Origin of the sequence: Aneurinibacillus thermoaerophilus, from assembly GCF_900099925.1 — a bacterium.
Classification (GTDB): Bacteria; Bacillota; Bacilli; order Aneurinibacillales; family Aneurinibacillaceae; genus Aneurinibacillus; species Aneurinibacillus thermoaerophilus.
Genome location: NZ_FNDE01000052.1, coordinates 1 through 16,341, shown reverse-complemented (window position 1 = coordinate 16,341; position 16,341 = coordinate 1). Strand labels below are relative to the sequence as shown.

14 protein-coding genes, 3 pseudogenes and 1 riboswitch are annotated in these 16,341 nt (G+C 41.5%); of the genes and pseudogenes, 8 read left to right on the top strand and 9 right to left on the bottom strand.

Annotation, left to right across the window (positions count from 1 at the left end; genetic code table 11):
• The 3 genes and pseudogenes from BLR88_RS19180 to BLR88_RS17330 all read right to left on the bottom strand — a co-directional run.
• Positions 1 to 217: pseudogene (locus BLR88_RS19180) on the bottom strand (IS701 family transposase); the annotation flags it as partial.
• A gap of 502 nt (positions 218 to 719) precedes the next feature.
• Positions 720 to 881, bottom strand: a complete 162-nt coding sequence (locus tag BLR88_RS19760) for a hypothetical protein (protein WP_175493673.1) — start codon at positions 879 to 881, stop codon at positions 720 to 722.
• Positions 882 to 1,310: 429 nt separating this feature from the next.
• A pseudogene (locus BLR88_RS17330) lies at positions 1,311 to 2,120 on the bottom strand (alpha/beta fold hydrolase).
• A gap of 637 nt (positions 2,121 to 2,757) precedes the next feature.
• Between BLR88_RS17330 and BLR88_RS17325 the strand changes: the two are divergent.
• A complete protein-coding gene (locus BLR88_RS17325) occupies positions 2,758 to 2,988 on the top strand; it encodes a hypothetical protein (RefSeq protein ID WP_057899155.1) in 231 nt (76 codons plus the stop codon).
• Positions 2,989 to 3,060: 72 nt separating this feature from the next.
• Here the strand turns inward: BLR88_RS17325 and BLR88_RS17320 are convergent, their stop codons facing one another.
• A complete protein-coding gene (locus tag BLR88_RS17320; RefSeq protein ID WP_217639406.1) occupies positions 3,061 to 3,378 on the bottom strand; it encodes a Uma2 family endonuclease in 318 nt (105 codons plus the stop codon).
• Positions 3,379 to 3,618: 240 nt separating this feature from the next.
• On the opposite strand from BLR88_RS17320, the gene BLR88_RS17315 reads away from it, so the two are divergent.
• Together BLR88_RS17315 and BLR88_RS17310 are read left to right on the top strand one after the other, a co-directional pair.
• The gene (locus tag BLR88_RS17315; RefSeq protein WP_091261399.1) at positions 3,619 to 4,656 is read left to right on the top strand and encodes a copper amine oxidase N-terminal domain-containing protein; all 1,038 of its coding nucleotides are present in this window, start codon (positions 3,619 to 3,621) and stop codon (positions 4,654 to 4,656) included.
• Positions 4,657 to 5,246: 590 nt separating this feature from the next.
• Positions 5,247 to 6,917 (top strand): DUF4855 domain-containing protein, encoded by a 1,671-nt coding sequence (locus BLR88_RS17310; protein WP_217639405.1) that lies wholly within the window; start codon positions 5,247 to 5,249, stop codon positions 6,915 to 6,917.
• Between the two features lie 24 nt (positions 6,918 to 6,941).
• Here the strand turns inward: BLR88_RS17310 and BLR88_RS17305 are convergent, their stop codons facing one another.
• Positions 6,942 to 8,006 carry an S-layer homology domain-containing protein gene (locus tag BLR88_RS17305; protein ID WP_175493672.1) on the bottom strand — a complete coding sequence of 355 codons (1,065 nt, stop codon included), beginning with the start codon at positions 8,004 to 8,006 and terminating at the stop codon, positions 6,942 to 6,944.
• Positions 8,007 to 8,358: 352 nt separating this feature from the next.
• Positions 8,359 to 8,451: riboswitch (cyclic di-GMP riboswitch) on the top strand.
• Positions 8,452 to 8,558: 107 nt separating this feature from the next.
• Between BLR88_RS17305 and BLR88_RS17300 the strand changes: the two genes are divergently transcribed.
• Positions 8,559 to 8,726: a transposase gene (locus BLR88_RS17300; protein ID WP_082706026.1), complete on the top strand. Its 168-nt coding sequence runs from the start codon at positions 8,559 to 8,561 to the stop codon at positions 8,724 to 8,726.
• A gap of 226 nt (positions 8,727 to 8,952) precedes the next feature.
• Positions 8,953 to 9,165: a hypothetical protein gene (locus tag BLR88_RS17295; RefSeq protein ID WP_057899150.1), complete on the top strand. Its 213-nt coding sequence runs from the start codon at positions 8,953 to 8,955 to the stop codon at positions 9,163 to 9,165.
• A gap of 91 nt (positions 9,166 to 9,256) precedes the next feature.
• Here the strand turns inward: BLR88_RS17295 and BLR88_RS17290 are convergent, their stop codons facing one another.
• The gene (locus BLR88_RS17290; protein ID WP_057899149.1) at positions 9,257 to 10,312 is read right to left on the bottom strand and encodes an acyltransferase family protein; all 1,056 of its coding nucleotides are present in this window, start codon (positions 10,310 to 10,312) and stop codon (positions 9,257 to 9,259) included.
• A gap of 165 nt (positions 10,313 to 10,477) precedes the next feature.
• Here BLR88_RS17290 and BLR88_RS19755 point away from each other — a divergent pair, with 165 nt between their 5' ends.
• Positions 10,478 to 10,654, top strand: a complete 177-nt coding sequence (locus tag BLR88_RS19755) for a hypothetical protein (RefSeq protein ID WP_156424069.1) — start codon at positions 10,478 to 10,480, stop codon at positions 10,652 to 10,654.
• 590 nt (positions 10,655 to 11,244) lie between these two features.
• Entirely contained in the window at positions 11,245 to 13,080 is a 1,836-nt protein-coding gene (glmS, locus tag BLR88_RS17285; protein ID WP_057899148.1) for a glutamine--fructose-6-phosphate transaminase (isomerizing), read from the top strand.
• A gap of 395 nt (positions 13,081 to 13,475) precedes the next feature.
• On the opposite strand, the gene hcp is transcribed toward glmS, so the two are convergent.
• From hcp to BLR88_RS17270, 3 genes are all read right to left on the bottom strand, one after another.
• Positions 13,476 to 14,762 (bottom strand): hydroxylamine reductase, encoded by a 1,287-nt coding sequence (gene hcp, locus BLR88_RS17280; RefSeq protein WP_057899147.1) that lies wholly within the window; start codon positions 14,760 to 14,762, stop codon positions 13,476 to 13,478.
• Between the two features lie 718 nt (positions 14,763 to 15,480).
• Positions 15,481 to 15,639 carry a hypothetical protein gene (locus tag BLR88_RS17275; protein ID WP_156424068.1) on the bottom strand — a complete coding sequence of 53 codons (159 nt, stop codon included), beginning with the start codon at positions 15,637 to 15,639 and terminating at the stop codon, positions 15,481 to 15,483.
• 93 nt (positions 15,640 to 15,732) lie between these two features.
• Positions 15,733 to 15,825, bottom strand: a complete 93-nt coding sequence (locus BLR88_RS17270; RefSeq protein ID WP_082706025.1) for a transposase — start codon at positions 15,823 to 15,825, stop codon at positions 15,733 to 15,735.
• A 300-nt stretch (positions 15,826 to 16,125) separates the two neighbouring features.
• On the opposite strand from BLR88_RS17270, the pseudogene BLR88_RS17265 reads away from it, so the two are divergent.
• Positions 16,126 to 16,341 (top strand): annotated as a pseudogene (locus BLR88_RS17265) (hypothetical protein); the annotation flags it as partial.

The window sequence follows — 16,341 nt, the reverse complement described above, 5'->3', positions numbered from 1 at the left end:
CATGAGTAAGAAAATGGCTCAGTGTCCGTCGGTCTTGTGAATGGCAGCTTTCACGATGGATATCGGTTAACGTTCCAGAAAAACCTCTGGTCATCACACCATCGAGAAAATGAACCATATGGTTCATTACCGGCTTAGAAAAATAAAGTGGGAAACGCCAGGTACGTAAAATATTGTTGATTTCCTGTTGATGTGCTACCCTATACGTAAGAGGCATATAGTCTTCTCCTTTGCGTAAAAGTGGTTGGTGGTACTTCTATTTTTACACAGGGTGAAGAGATATGTCTCTTTTTTATTCAATTGTAAATTTGTGTAAGTGTTTTTGGGCAACTACAGTTATTTATCAAAATTGAAAAGAGTCATGTAAACATATCTGTAGTGAATAAATAAAGAGGGGATGCAGAAAATCCAGTATTATCAAGGATTTTCTGCTTTTTTTCTTTTGGGGATTTGCTCTTAAAATCTTTGATTGCCCACATTTTAACCACCTTTAGTTTGTTAAAGTGTTTTTTTAGCTAATTTCATAGCGTTATCAAAACGTTGGGAAGCCTTTTTCTGCTTGTCCAGAACAAGTACTACGTCGTATTGGCTGTTAAACTGTCAATTGGAATGTATATAAATCAACCTTATAAGCTCCTATTGGTTTACCATCTTCGTAAATAATAGTGGCACGATTATATTTTATTTTTTTTATATTATACCCTTGATTTTTCGCATCCTTAATCAATCGCTAGATTTGCGTATGTTTGCAGTGTTTGCTGATCGTTCTTCATTGCATCACGAACTGATTTTTCGGGCAGTTCTCCCTTCTGTGTACAAGAAACCGCTAATAGTGCTACAATCGTTAGTACAATTATTTTTGTTACATGGAAACTTTTCATCTGCTATACCTTCTTTCTTTTATTTTCAAGTTATAAGATAAAAATGAACAACTAGGTGATGCCGCAAGGACTCTCATTATGTATGTTTTCATGTAAAATAGGTTTGTAGCTTATCTATGAGGGGGAGAAACAACCTTATAACTGGCTTGACAAATCATCGCTGCAGCCATCTTATTAAACAAGCTGAAATTTCACAATCAAAATTCAAGAAAATGATAAAAGAAACCCCGCTGTCCGGTAGCTCGGATGACGGGGCAAAGCATAACCTAGAGATTTAGGCTAGTGGTTCTTTTTATTTGCATTTGCCAACAAACACTTTTGGGAAGTAGTATTTATTGGAGCAGGTATTTCAAAGCGCTTTTTGGTAAACTTTCCAGATTGGACAAGTCTATTGGAGGAATTTTGGGAGAGGTTAGGTTTTCAAAACTTTTATCCGATAAATTGTGTCAATTGTTTATTAAATTTATCACGCTCTTCCCACATCAATCCGTGACCACTGTTTTCAAACGGCACAAGCTTAGAGTTTTTAATTCCCTTATTCTGTGCTACAGCAAGTGGAAATAAGCACACTTTGTCATGCACACCATGAAGGATTAAAGTAGGAACGTTTATTTTTCCTAGATCAAAAAACAAGCTTTCGTCTCTAAGAGAGGCGAGAACTGCTGCCGTAGACCAACCTGCTGCCTGTAGTCCCAATTGGAAGAACCAATTTGAGAAAGGCCTGGTTATATGCTGGAAGAAAAACATACTTCCAAATTCTTCTAACATTTTTGGTCGATCATTATACGTTTCCTGAATGAGTTTATTTACATCTTGCTTGGGTAATCCATATGGAAAATCAGGACGTTGAGTTAGGCTAGGAGCTGCCGCGCCGAATAAAGCAAGTTTGGATACCCCCTACCCTTTATGACGAGCCATATATCGAACGGCGATCGCTCCTCCCACGGAGTGTCCCGCGAGTGTGAAATTTTGTAATTTAAGTATGTCTACCACAGTTCGCACATCGTCTGCCAATCGATCATACGAGTAGTCTCCCCAAGGTTTATCTGATTTACCGAACCCTCTGATGTCCACTCCGATACACCGATATCCCATTGCGGGAAATATATTAAACTGATATTCAAACAGTTTATGATTTGCTGGCCAACCATGTATAAATAAGATTGGCTTCCCACCTCTTGGGTTAACATCTTCTACATAAATTTTTACGTCTGGTTCTACTCTAACATAGTATCCCACGCCGATTCCCCCAATTAGTAAATCTCGTCAGAAACACGTTATTCATTTGGACTTAAAAGGGTGAATGACCGATCCGTTTTTTAAACTGATGCTGCCCGATCAGTTGAATAAGGAAGAATGCTAAGATTAACATCGTGTTTAACAGGGCTTTTTTACACTGTCAACCACAAGGGGATAATATCACAAGGTCGGGGTTTTTGTCTGACCACGTACTTATTTTATTTTCTGCAACTAACTAAAACTGATTTCCGTTTAGATAAAATAAGATTTACTGAACTTTATTTTTCTTATTTTTTGCGTTGTTCATTAAAATTGAAAAGAGTCGTGTAAATGCATCTGTAAGGAACACGAAAGAAGGAAAATTGTAGTTACATTGAAATAGCAGGGGAGAAAAGACTTTAGTAGAATTCAGTGTTAATATCTAATAGTAGCAAAAGCGTGAGCTTCTTTTGCTTTGCTATGTCCTATAATCGTCAGAATGTAAACAGGCTGTTCCTAAATGAGAACAGCTTTATTTTTGTTTTTTCCTTATTTTAACATGATAAATAATAAGAGAGAAAAATAATTTTTAAAAAGTGGCTCAAAATACCTTTCTCAAACGTTTCTATTATTAGAGAAATGTGAAAGGGTGGTAAGGATGATTCCAGAATTTCGTAAGCCATATCAAAACGGAGAGTTGCGGATTGGAAAAGCGACCTGGAATGAAGAGGATCGCTCGGTTAAGTGGGCGTATCGAAGCAGAAATGGGGGGATTTCTCCACGCAGCCCAGAGGTGCCGATAGATGTGCTTTGTGAAATGATGGTGTTTGCTCTAGAAAATGGAGAGATTTCTAAGGAGCAAAAACAACGTTTGCGAAGCTTGTTGTAGTGTTTCAACAATAAAAAGGGGTGGACTCCTTGAAGTCCCCCCTCTTTTTATATCCCAAAAATTAGAGGTATCTCAATCGCGGAAGATAACGTCCAGATGGATGGTGAATTCCTCAAAAATGCCGACTTTGACTTCATCCTCTTTTCCGAATGAGCCAGCCAGTTCGTATTTTCCGTTATCGTTCAGTATGAATACATCAAGTGTTTCATTCGCGGGGGCAACAATCCAGTATTCCCGTACGCCTGCATGCTCATATAACTTGTACTTCAGCCATTTGTCATATTTAGCTGTAGCTTGTGAAAGAATCTCAACAATCAAATCGGGTGTTTCTTTGCATCCTCTCTCGTCCAGCTTTTCCGGATTGCATACAATGGTTATGTCAGGTTGCACCACATTTCAATTTTCAATGAGCCATCTGTATAAGGTAAGTATAGCAAATGTCGGACGAGAATCCTGTCCTTGTTCGAAGCCGATTCATCCCCCACTTTTCCTACGTTTACAAGAGGGGGTCTTCTTGGCTGATAGGATAAAAGTGTTATTACGATATGAAATTGCATACTTAAATGGGGAGGCTACCGTTTATATAATTGAAACAATCTACATCTATAGAGAAAACAGGAGGATAAGATAATGAAACGAACACTCGGACTATGCCTGACCGGTTGTTTATTGTTAGGAGGAGCAGGGGCTGCATTTGCACAAGCGGAAAATCCACATGCAATATCGAATATGAACATCGCTCAAGATTATTCTGGAAATGGACTAAAATACATGATGATTGTAAATGGTCAACCATTACAGGATCGCTCTATTTATACTTCTGGGGACGAACTTATGATACCGTTGCGTCCTGTCGCGGAAGCATTGGGATATAAAGTGACGTGGAATAATGAAAGTCAAAAAATTGAATTATCTAAAGCACATGGTTGGTTCTTCTTAAAAATTGGAGAAGATCAATACAACTTTGCAAAGATGCTGATAAAGCTTGGAAAAGCACCTGAATTAAAAAATGGAAAAACATACGTACCGTTACGTTTTGTAGAAGAAGTTTTAAAACTAAATGTAGTGATAGATGAAACAGGCAACATTACCATTTCAGAATCCGGAGAAATAGCAAATCATATACAAGAAACAGCCGGAATTGTAACAGAAGTAAACGATGGTAACCATGGTAATACCTTGCTTTATGTTATGGGAAAAGCAAATACGAAAAATGGGTATAACTCGATTGCATTACATGTCGATGAAAAAACCGAAATTATTGACGGTTTAACTTCGAAGATATTGAAACCAGAGGATATAAAAGCAAATGCGAAAGTCCGGGCATTTTATGACTCAAGATTAACCAAGAGTCTTCCACCTCAAGGGCATGCCAAGCGTATTGTTGTATTAAATCAGACAGGAAAGGTTTCTGGTACAATTAAGGAAGTACGGCCAAGTAAAGATAGCATTCAGGTACATATAGACGGAGAGTCAGATCAAAACATTGCAAATGATGTTGTATTGAATATCACTTCTGAAACGAATGTGGTATCTAAAGACGGAAAAGTACTATCTCCTGATCAATTGAAAACGGGAAATGAAGTGATCGCTTATTATGGTCCTGTCATGACTCTTAGTCTCCCACCAATGGGTAAGGCTGATACTATCATCATGAACATGAACTAGAATTCTCTCTTTAAAATTAAGGAAGCATATGAAGAATTCTTGTCTGTTATGATAAGAACATACTCGACAGCTTGAGATGGTCAAGAACAGTTTTCAAAGAAAAAATGAGGGTGTCCTAAAAGTGATGGGGCCCCCTTTTGTGTTGCTATATATATGCATATACGAAACAATAAGTAATCTATCTATAATATTGTATTATTTTTGTACTCAAATAACCTTTTGAGAAAGTTGCGTTAATAGGAATATATGTTATTCAATTTCAAAGGCGGTATTTCGAGCGTTAAGTGTTAAATTATGCGGGTCTACTTTGCTAGCATGAATAATAGAAGGACCAATCGGGCAATATCCGTCTTGTCTTTATAGATCCGTCCTCTGACAACAAAAGCGGAAAAGCGCTCGTAGGCTTCTGAATCCCCAGATGTTTTGCGAGCGCTGTTTTTACCGGCGCGGTGCGGGAAAAATCATTTCTTTACATATGAAGCGGATACAAGTACAAGAAGAAATATTGTGGAAAAGTGTGGATAAAATGGAGAAGCAGAGGTATGATAAAAAGGGCAAAAGATTATACAGACAAGGGGAGAAAAAGAAAAATGGTTGTCCGAATACGAAGTACAATTCTGGCAGGAGTGACCTGTATGTTGCTCGCTTGGCTCGCTTTCGCGACGCAAATTCAGGCTGCTGACGCATCCGGGCCGTCCGGTGAACTGTACTTTCTGGAACCGACTCCGTATTATAACGCGCCGCAGGATGTGCAGGCAGCTGGACAAATCCCGCAGCATGAAATGCCGGAGCCGGTTCTTGAACAACAGGGGCAATGGTTCAAAATTCACTATGAGAAACGAGATGTATGGGTAAAGCAATCCGACAAGCTGTATGTCCGAGTTCTTCCGGTAAAAACAGGAGAGGATCAGACCCCTAACCGCAAATATATGTTCCTTCATCATCCGCTATCCGTTTATCAGCAGCCGGATGCCCGTTCCAAGCGGCTTATGTATATTCATCCACAGCGGATTCAGGTGCTTAAGCAAAACGGAGGCTGGTACCAAATCCGCACGGATGCGGGGCCAGGCTGGCTATATGCATCGGCAGATTATGTGACCGAAGTCATCGGTGTACGCAAGATCAACGTCACCTCTCCCGTACAATTGTACCCGTATCCAGATACATTCTGGAAGCCGATAGGCACATTGGACAACGTGCCTTATGAAACAATTGCGTATGCGAACGCGGGTCGCTGGTACAAAATTGAACAAAACGGCCGTTTTGTGTGGTTGCATGCCAAGGATGGGCAGGTTCAGCCTGCCAAAGCCTCATATCCTGCCCGCAAAACGGAGGCGAACGGATATGTTGGCAACACGATTTTTATGACCGAAGCCAAACATACAAAAGTCGGTGATTTATTTAAGCGCATGGTGGTCGAATGGCACGGAAAACCGCACTGGCTCTTTGACACGTTTATTATTCGTCCAGTCGGCAAGGAACAGCGTGGCTATAGCTTTGAAACGTTCGATACGACGAAAGGGAATCCATCTGAGACGCTTACTAAGTATGTAGAAGAAATTTTCGCGCCTGGCAAAGAGGTAGATTTGCTGGAGAAGGCAACGTTGAAAGCGCGTGCTTATATGGAAGATTCTACATACCGTACAAATGTTATCATCGGTTTGCCGAACCCGATAGGAACGGTGCATCCGGTGCAGCGCACCGCGCTGGTGGAAGGGTATATGGATCGGATCATTGCTCAGTGGAACGCAAAAAATCCACAAGCGCTGCGGCTTGTGGGCTTTTATTGGACGAATGAAATCGTTCCTGATTCAGACCGTGAGTTTGTGAAAGAAATCGGCACAATCGTGCGCAAGAAGGGATATAAATTTTATTGGGCGCCATATTTCCAGGCAGCAGGTGCCGAACAATGGAGAACGCTCGGATTTGACTTCGCCTGGATGCAGCCGAACCATTACTTCAGCAAAGACAATTTCACAGGCATGGATATGCTAGGAGAGACAAATACGATTGCTCGGCAAACAGGAGCCGGTACGATGCTGGAGTGGAACTGGAAGCTGCTTGAGGATCCGAAATACGTGCGAGCATTAAACGAGTATCTTGACCTAGGTCGCCTTGTGGGTGCGGAACACCCAAGCGTGTTTGTATACGATGGGGAAGGAGCGATCGATGCCTTTTTCCATGATGGGAATTCACAAAAACTTGGCTATGTGAAAGAAAAGCTACTTGCCTACCTTTTATCACCGTCACAAGAAGAATAAAAAGAAAGAGGGCGATGGGCCCTCTTATTTTTTTACGTGTTTTTGGATCACAATGTTGTTGATTTCAATTGTTTGTGAAGCTGTGTCATAGTACATATCCCCGACAATCGTACCTTGATCTTTGGCCATAAGCATAACGCTCCAATCGGCGCTTGCTGGAAATTCCAGATAAGCAGGTACGTTTGACCGGGCATTTCCGGCAATTTCTCCGCTGTACCATTTGTCTGAAGCAACATGATAAATAAGCGTTTGATGTTCCGAAAGGGAAGGCAGGTAGATGCGCAATGTCCCGTCATGCGTCACTTCTATTTTTTGAAACGTTTCATATAAACGTTTTGCCCAGAAATTGATCGCATTGTAATCTCGAATTTGGCCCCGCTTGGGAAGGATAGCATTTTGTGCTTTGTGCAAGTTTGCGACTACTGTTTCAGGGCTGCTGCTAATGAAACGGGTGACAGCAGGATTGTAAGACGGTTGTTCCGGCATTTTTTGCATGGTGGATGCGATGCCAGTGTCGTGGGCCATTTTTAGAAATTGAACCGCTTCCACTCGGCTGACTTTTTGGGAACTTCCGTATCCTGCGATGGTTGATTCACCATCCATGCCTTTCGTAATGCCGTGCTCATACATGTAAGCGATAGCGCCTTCGTCATCGTAATGGTGGCCGCCGGCAGCGGAGAAAAGGCGCGCAACTTGGATACGTGTCAGCGCGTCAGCGCGTTTGGCCGGATCGTTTATGCCTGCTGCCGGAAGATTATATTCACGCGCGAGCGCGTATACTTCCTCTGTTGTTCCTGTTCCCAGCTTGTCCCGCGTGTCAGGGAATAGGCGCATCATCATCGTAAGAAACTCAGCTTCTGTAATCACTTCGCCGGGATTAAAGGTTTCGGTCTGCTTTTCATTCAGTATTCCGGCCTGTGCCGCCCAGGGAAGGGTTCCATTTTTCCAGGCCCAATGGTCGCGCGGCACGTCGGTAAATATACCAGATGCGTCCAGCGCGTAGGCCGGAGGCGCGGAAGCAGCCATGATACCAGCTGCGAGAATAAGTGCGGTGGTTTTTAGCTTTATCTTGTTTGTTTGCGCTGTCATCTTCTCTTCTCCCTTTCTATGTACTAAATATGTTGCATTCATATATTAGGCTCTTCATATATTCCAATGTTTGTTTCAACCTTATTTTCCTCCACTTTCTATATATTTTACCTTATATTTGGCCCTACACCAAAACATGTTTTGCAAAGAGCAATTATGTCATATGTGTGGATGAAAAAAAATATGAGAGAAAATATTCATTTCCTCTCCTTGCAATTCTATCTTTTTTATGCATACTTTGGACTATAAGGCCTATAATATTAATTTTTTTTAACATTATAGCTATGATAATCGACAAATACTGATAAATTTGTTATAGTAATAAATGACTGTAAAGTTATATAAATGCATGCTTCGATAATGGCAAACCCACTGAAAAGTGGGGACGCAAAGCCACGGGCCTACCGTTTATGCTGGCATAAACCATGGCAGCCGGGTTGCCGAAAAGCTGGGGTTATAAATAAATGAATAGGCATATAACCACGGCTGTTTCGCGCACGAAAGAGCCCTTTTTTATTTTCTTTTCAAAAAAACACAAAAAGGAGACGAAAGATGAAACGACAATATTCTATCCAATTCAAACATCAAGTAGTGAAAGAGGCTTTAGAGGTAGAAAGTTTAAGTATAGTCGCGCGTAGACATCGCTTAAACTCCCGCATCATTTATCGCTGGGTTCGCGAATTTAAGGAAGGAAAATATTCACTGGCGCAAAATAAATAGCGGATAAACACGCACGTTGTCTTTTGGCTTTTTGAAAAAATGGACTCCAATGGTATTATCTGAATTTTTAGTTCTATTCATTATTTTTTGCTTATATGATAAAAAGTTCTCTCAAGGGGGAGAACTTTTTATTTTCTGTTGTTTAAAGTATTAAAATACTACGTATTAATAAAAACACGGATGGTTCTTATGTGATTCGGGTACAGTAAAAACGGAGGTGATAGCCGTGGCCATTGGACTTACGAACAAGCAAATCGCGGAACGGCTTTCCGCCGCTTTTACGATCGAAGAAATGAAAGAAGCTGTGCAGGCATTAATGGTGGAGAACAATCGTCTCATTGAACGGCAGTTGCACACAATGTTTCAGGAATATTTAACAGAAAACCATTACGAAATAGACGATGGGATAGAAGACGGGATGCAAATTAGATTTCATTAAAAACGGCGAATGCCCTGCTTTGGGTGTAGAATGTACGACAAAACAAATCCTCCTGCAATTTTCCAGGAGGATTTGTTTTGTGGCGCATCGTCTATCCATCAAGTTTCCTCGCACCAATTGCATTTGTGGCTTTTTTTTGTTTTTGGCTTGTCAGCCAGCTGAAACCGCGGTTTACCAATTGGGCACAAATCGCCGACACAGCGAATGTAACTGCATAGATGCTCAGCATATACAGCGCGGATATAGCTTTGTGATGAAAAATCCATTCAATGGTAAAGTTCGTTTCCATAAACTTGTTAGCGTATATAATAAATGCTGGATGTAGTAAATAGATATAGAATGTTAAACCTTTCTGAAAGCGCAGGTGCAACGCATCCACAATATAATGCAATATCGCCGCGCTGGAGACGAGCAGCGCAAATGTTGCTAAGACAAATATTAGATGGTTAGCTGTATATAGTTTAGATGACATAACGAAAAAGTACATAGTAAATCCGGATAGAACCAATAATCCAATAAGAACAATTTTATGCTTTTCCATAAACATAAACATCGGTTTACGATACCAGTACAGTAAGTGTCCTAAATACAATGTAAAAATCCAAGTCGGTAAAAAATGACGTATACCTAGACCAAACCAGCCATGTGCAATTATATGAATATACATATATTGTATGACAAAGAAAAGGGTGATAACCAACAGAATGTTTTTCTTCATAATTAAGCGGCGGAAAAGATAAGCGAATACATAATACTGGCAAAGCATAAAAATAAAGTACAGGTGCCCTGCGGTTTGACCGGTCAAAACATCCTGCCAGTCTTTTTCGTTTGTCGGTATGCCCTTTTTCATAATAATAAAGTACAGCACACTGGCAAACAGAAAAGGAAAATAGATGTATTTTAGCTTTCCTTTAAAAAAGCGTGTGCCTGAAAATTTTTTTCCATCCAGACTGTGTGCAGTAAAAAAACCAGTAATAATTGCTAAAATCACTGTCCCGTAACGGCTAATCTGGTTCAAAGTTGTCTCCCAGAATGTCCACTCAATGTAATCGTCGACATCCGCAGTGTAATGACCGGCAAGTACAAGAAATGAAGAAAGCAGTTGCATCAAAAACAGTGAAGAGAAAAGTCTTTTATCTGAATACATAAAAATTCCTCCGGATTTTAAGTGCTCTACGCTTATCTATGCTCAGATTATACAAACATTTTATGTTAAGTCAATAAAAAATTCATAAAAGATGGAAAATTATACAATTATACAATGAGAATAATGGCAGGAGGAAAGGACAAGCTATAGAAGGAGGTGGCTATTATGTCCAAAAGAGTGAAATACAATATAACGTTGGATCATAAGCGACAACAAAGCAATCAAGCGACGCCTGGAAAACAGGATAGCGAATTTGCTAGCTATACCGATACTCAGGCGGTACGTCTCGATAAACGGCAGCCAGGCGGTGAGTCGCAAAGCAAATATCCGCGCCATGAATAAAAATGTAAGCTTCAGCTTTATCGGAGCTTTTTGCTGAAAAAGTCATTTTTTGTCGTTAAAAAGGTGGCAAGATCATAGTTTGATCATAATTTTGTAACTCATCTTTAATATGTAGTTTTTACAATATAGATGCATACTTCTTTTGAGAAAGCTATATATTTTGGTTGATATATTGACATTTGTATTGTGGGTTATCCCCTTGGCTTTTCCTTCGAACCGTAAAAGAATACGTATGTATCAATTCTAATGTATATGGCCATATACGGTAGCTGCTTAAGTCATAAATCAAAGGAGGTCGCTGCTGTATGGATTACAATGTTATCGTCATGAGCGGAATGGTGTTTTTGATCGTATGTTTATTGCTTGGAGCGGTTCCCGCCCTATTTTTCTATTTACGAAAAAAGAATGTGAATATATAGGCTTTGACTCCAAAAAATGCGCCTGTTCTTTTCACTTCGGGCGCTTTTTTCGTTCACACATCCTTAGTTTTTATGTGAGAATTCTTGACATAAGTAGTTTCATTCGCTAGATTCAGTGTTTTGAATCCGGTATAATGGAAAGACGAGGCACAAAGGAAAGGATGGAAACGTATGAGTGGCATTGTGGGTTTTTTGGGAAACCGGAGTGCTGTGCCGATTTTGCTGGATTGCTTGGATACGCTCGATTATCGAGGATATGATTCAGCAGGTATTGCGATTTCCAACCAGCAGCATGTCGAGATTCGGAAAACGGTGGGCCGGGTTAAAGATTTGCGCGCGCATTTGCTGCGTGAGCCCGTTATGCACGGTACGATTGGCATCGGCCATACGCGCTGGGCGACGCATGGCAAACCTTCGGAAGCGAACTCCCATCCTTTGACCGGCTGCGATCGCCGTTTCGTGGTCGTACATAACGGTATTATCGAGAACTATCCGCAAGTAAGGCGCTCTCTTATGGCACAGGGGCATACATTTAAAACAGAAACGGACACAGAAGTAATTCCACATTTGCTGGAAGAATACGATACAGGTGACCTAGAGGAGACGGTACGGAAAGTGTTACCTATGCTGAAGGGTTCGTTTGCGCTTGCCATTATGTCCGAAGCGCAGCCGGATACCATTATCGCTGTCTCTCAGGATAATCCGCTCGTGCTCGGAGTGGGCAGGAAGGAAGCGTTTTTGGCTTCGGATATTCCCGCCCTATTGCCGTACACAAGGGAGATTTATCCAATTAAAAACGGAGAAATTGCGATTTTGACACCGGGCAAAGCGACGGTAAAGCGGCTGGACGGAACAGAAGTGACGCCGCACTATTCGCTGGCGGACGAAACGGTTTATGATGTGCTGTTGCACGATTACAAACATTATATGATGAAGGAGATTTTCGATCAGCCGAAAGCATTGGAGGATATGCTGACGGGACGGTTGACGCCGGAAGGGGTGGATCTCCCGGAGCTTGCACAAATATGGACAGTGGAAAAGCTGAAAAATTTGCGTAAAGTTGATATTGTAGCGAGCGGGACATCCAATCATGCGGGAGTTATCGGCAAAAAAGCGCTGGAGCAGTTGCTTGATTTGCCGGTGGAAGTGTCTTATTCATCCGAATTTATCCATGAGCACGGGACGCTTGACGAGCGGAATCTGGTGATTTTGTTGAGTCAGTCAGGTGAGACTGCGGACACGTTATCAGCATTGCGCGAAGCGAAGAAGCATGGTTGCTCGACGCTGGCGATTACAAATACTGCTGGTAGTACGCTCTCTCGGAAGGCAGATTGTACGTTGCTGACGAAAGCGGGGCCGGAGTTTGCGGTCGCATCTACGAAAGCATATACATCACAAATCACGGCGCTTATTCTTTTGGCGATTTGGATGGCGCAAAGGATGGGAAGCGCTAGAAAAGAAGAGGTTTCGGAACTGCTTCAGGCGCTGGAACGCTTGCCGGGTGACGTTGATTCGACGCTCATTATGACGCATGATGCGATTGATCAGTTTGCCCAGCTGACGTATGATCAGGAGCATCTATTTTTAATCGGACGCGGATTGGATTATGTGTTGGCACTGGAAGGAGCGTTGAAATTGCAGGAAGTGGCTTACATTCACGCGGACGCATACGCGGCGGGCGAGATGAAGCATGGAACGATGGCGCTGATTACGCCGGGCGTGCCTGTGATCGCGTTAGCGACACAGGCGCGTGTGTTTGATAAGACGGTGAGCAATATTAAGGAAGTAAAGGCACGGGACGCGTTTGTGGTCGGGATTACAACAGTAGGTGACGATGTGCTCGCAGATGAGGTAGATGAGGTGATGTACATTCCGTCCACGCATTCGTTGTTGTTGCCGATTCTGGCGGCGATTCCGCTGCAACTTCTCGCATACTACGCCGGCACGGTACGTGGTCATGATGTCGACCGCCCTCGGAACCTGGCCAAGAGTTTGACGGTGGAATAGAAGGCAATTAGGGTTATTTGAACTTATGGTTTTGATGTTGTTTGACATTAAAGTCGGTAACCTAACATTAAAGATGGTAACCAATAAAACTCTTTAGTAAGCCAATCACTTAACTTTTTGTATAGGTTGTGCTTAGATAGGGATTTGCAACTAAAAGTTCACCAACAAACGTCGTGTGTGGTTTCGCATACGGCGTTTGTGAAGTGTTGCTCGTAGGAAAAATAATTGAGATGTAGCGGCATAGCATAACTTCGTCTTGATAACTGGGTTCATATGACCATTTACAAATAAGTTTCAACTATTCCGAGTTAACAGAAAGAAAAGAGTGCACCATGGTATTGTAGAAAGACCGATCTCTTAATCGTCGGATATGGTGCACAGTCATTACGTTCAATTCATTCTAGCATTTCAGCCAAATCTTCTTGAGGGTCCCCAATTAACTTTAGATTAAATGTTTTTTGCAAGAAGTTTAATACACCTGGTGTTAAAAATTCCGGAGCCTTCGGACCAATTCGTATATCTGTTATTCCTAAGCTAAATAATCCAAGTAATATGGCAATTGCTTTCTGCTCAAACCAAGACAATACAATACTGACTGGCAACTCGTTGATTTCACATTGGAAAGCGTCAGCCAACGCGCGCGCAATTTTTACAGTGGAAATGGAGTTATTGCATTGCCCCAGATCAATATATCTTGGGATACCTGTATTTCCTACTGTTCCAAAATCAATATCGTTAAAACGAAATTTCCCGCAGGAAGTAGTTAAAATGACAGAATCATTAGGAAGCAACGTAGCTAATTCCCGATAATAATTACCACCCCGTCCGGGAGCATCACAACCGGCGATCACAAAAAATCTCTGAATCTTGCCTTCTTTTACTGCCGAAATAATTTCCGGTGCCAAACCGATCACCGTTTCGTGGTGATAGCCGGTGACCAGTTTCTGATCCGAGTCGATATTTGCCGATGGCAAATGCAAAGCTTTTTCGATGATAGGAGTGAAATCGTTATTTTCAATTTTCGTAACGCCTTCCAGCCCTGCTACTTCATAGGAGAAGAATCGGTCAGAGTAGGTTCCTTTAATCGGCATAACGCAATTGGTTGTTGCCAATATGGCACCAGGGAATTCTTCAAACAATTTTCGTTGATCATACCATGCCTTTCCGATGTTTCCCTTTAAATGAGGATATTTTTTCAATTCAGGATACCCGTGGGCAGGCAACATCTCCGAGTGAGTATAAATATTGATTCCTTTGCCTTCCGTTTGTTTCAGCAATTCTTCTAAGGCAAGTAAATTATGACCGGTTACGACAATACATTTTCCTTCGATTTTATTTTGCGTTACAGTAATCGGTTGAGGTATACCAAATCGTTCTGTATGTGCACGATCCAACAATTCCATCACTTTGATCGCTGCCGAACCAACTTTCATGGCCATATCAATATGTTCTTGCAAATTAAAATTCACATTTGTTAAGGTAAAGTACAGAGCTTCATGGGTAATAGCATCAACTTCGGGATCTGTATAACCCAATTCCCTTGCATGTGTTGCATAAGCAGCAATTCCTTTGAGGGCAAATATAATCGTATCTTGTATGCTTGCTAGATCTTCATTTTTCCCACATACGCCGACTACTTTACAACCGCCAATCGCTGTTTGCTCACATTGATAACAAAACACGGATATTGCCTCCTTACTATTTTAATTCTTTTGGATTTAATTTCTTTTGTGTAATCTTTGTGTCTGTTTCCATTATACTTAAGAAATCATTTGTTCAGATGTGATAAGCATCACACTTTGTGATCTATTTCACAAACTAGACAAAATTTCAGGATCTCGTTATTTACTTTATGAAAGTACAGGTAAATCCTCTCAAAATCTAACATGAAAGAACAACAGGTGTAGTTAGGTGATACCTTTCTCCTTCAATTTTCCGGGATTGGTTACAAGTATAAATTCACGAAAAGGTAAATTGTTACCACTAGGAGCAAGATATGCAGCTTTAATTAGTTCCCCCTGAAAAAGTCAGTCTTCGAAACATTAGGAATTTCTTTAAAAGTGATTAGTTACTCATTTTGAGGATATTTATGGAGAGATGTGGAGGTTCTTGATGCTTTTTGATGGGTTAACTTGTCTTTTTCGTTCGATCTCATTAGCGATCTGTGAGAGACGATGAAGATTGTAGGCGAAAATGGCATAGTCTACTCAAGCTCGGGTCCTCTCTTTTTTTGAGAGGAGGGGCTGTCTTAAAAGTCATAAATGATGATTGAGGCTCACCTCTTTTTTGTCTGCATATCCTATTTATTGGAAATTGAGTTGTGATGTTCGTATGGATTAGTCTGCTTTTGCATTCTGCAGCTTACAGAGGGCTACTTTTTTCAAGAGATTGTAGGCGACGCTAATCAGCGCTTCCGTATCCGGAGTCGACGATGATGTTGGCTGGAAGCGTGTCAAGTCGTTGTTTCGTTTTCTCCAAATGTTCGATCATGCACCACGTATCGGTTCGATCTTGGTGGACGCTGTAACCGACAATAAATTGATCCTCTAGCATCATCAAGATTGCTTGAAATATTTCTTCAATCAAGCCTTTCATTCGTTCGGAGCGAAAACGGTTAATCGTACGGAAATCTGGCGTTTGACGTGCGCTGATTCACATGAATGGAATCTGTTCACGAACGGCTTTGGCGATTTGACGGGACGAGTAGATTTTTTGCGTGTAGGCGTAGATGATAATTTTCGTCATCGTTTTGGGGTGGTAGCTGTGGCGACCGCCGCCTAGATAATATTTTGTGAAGAGGGCATTATCGAGTTGATCGATCGCATCATTGGCTTACACGAACGACGTGACGAGGAGAAATGAGTTCTTCAATATCCATTGGTAAAAAGAATTGATTCATGATATATATAATTTTTAACATAACACGCGAGAAGTCCCCTTCCTCCACGCCTCCGGCGTAGGTGGGGGATGAATCGTGCTTCTTTTTCCCTTCTATTCGTTGTATACTAGGAATGTACGTTCGTATTGAGAAAGAAGGTAATTCGAATGATTCGAACCGCAAAAGTCGCTTTTACCGCATCCCGCTCTACCATAGATGCCCTGTTTGCCTTACATCGCTTCTCGGCAGAGGTGTGGAATACGTGCTTGGCTGAAGCGAAAGTCTACTACCAGCAAACCGGGCAGTGGATCGGTAAAACCGAACTACAAAAACGCTTGAAGCGTCGTTTTCCAATGCACAGCCAGAGCATACAAGCTGTGTGC

What these genes read in the sequence shown, in the direction of transcription:
- BLR88_RS17305 (WP_175493672.1), bottom strand. Translation starts at nt 8,006, where the DNA reads ATGACAGCGCAAACAAACAAGATAAAGCTAAAAACCACCGCACTTATT.
- BLR88_RS17270 (WP_082706025.1), bottom strand. Translation starts at nt 15,825, where the DNA reads ATGACGAAAATTATCATCTACGCCTACACGCAAAAAATCTACTCGTCC.
- BLR88_RS17310 (WP_217639405.1), top strand. Translation starts at nt 5,247, where the DNA reads ATGGTTGTCCGAATACGAAGTACAATTCTGGCAGGAGTGACCTGTATG.
- BLR88_RS19760 (WP_175493673.1), bottom strand. Translation starts at nt 881, where the DNA reads ATGAAAAGTTTCCATGTAACAAAAATAATTGTACTAACGATTGTAGCA.
- BLR88_RS19755 (WP_156424069.1), top strand. Translation starts at nt 10,478, where the DNA reads ATGTCCAAAAGAGTGAAATACAATATAACGTTGGATCATAAGCGACAA.
- BLR88_RS17300 (WP_082706026.1), top strand. Translation starts at nt 8,559, where the DNA reads ATGAAACGACAATATTCTATCCAATTCAAACATCAAGTAGTGAAAGAG.
- BLR88_RS17290 (WP_057899149.1), bottom strand. Translation starts at nt 10,312, where the DNA reads ATGTATTCAGATAAAAGACTTTTCTCTTCACTGTTTTTGATGCAACTG.
- BLR88_RS17325 (WP_057899155.1), top strand. Translation starts at nt 2,758, where the DNA reads ATGATTCCAGAATTTCGTAAGCCATATCAAAACGGAGAGTTGCGGATT.
- glmS (WP_057899148.1), top strand. Translation starts at nt 11,245, where the DNA reads ATGAGTGGCATTGTGGGTTTTTTGGGAAACCGGAGTGCTGTGCCGATT.
- BLR88_RS17315 (WP_091261399.1), top strand. Translation starts at nt 3,619, where the DNA reads ATGAAACGAACACTCGGACTATGCCTGACCGGTTGTTTATTGTTAGGA.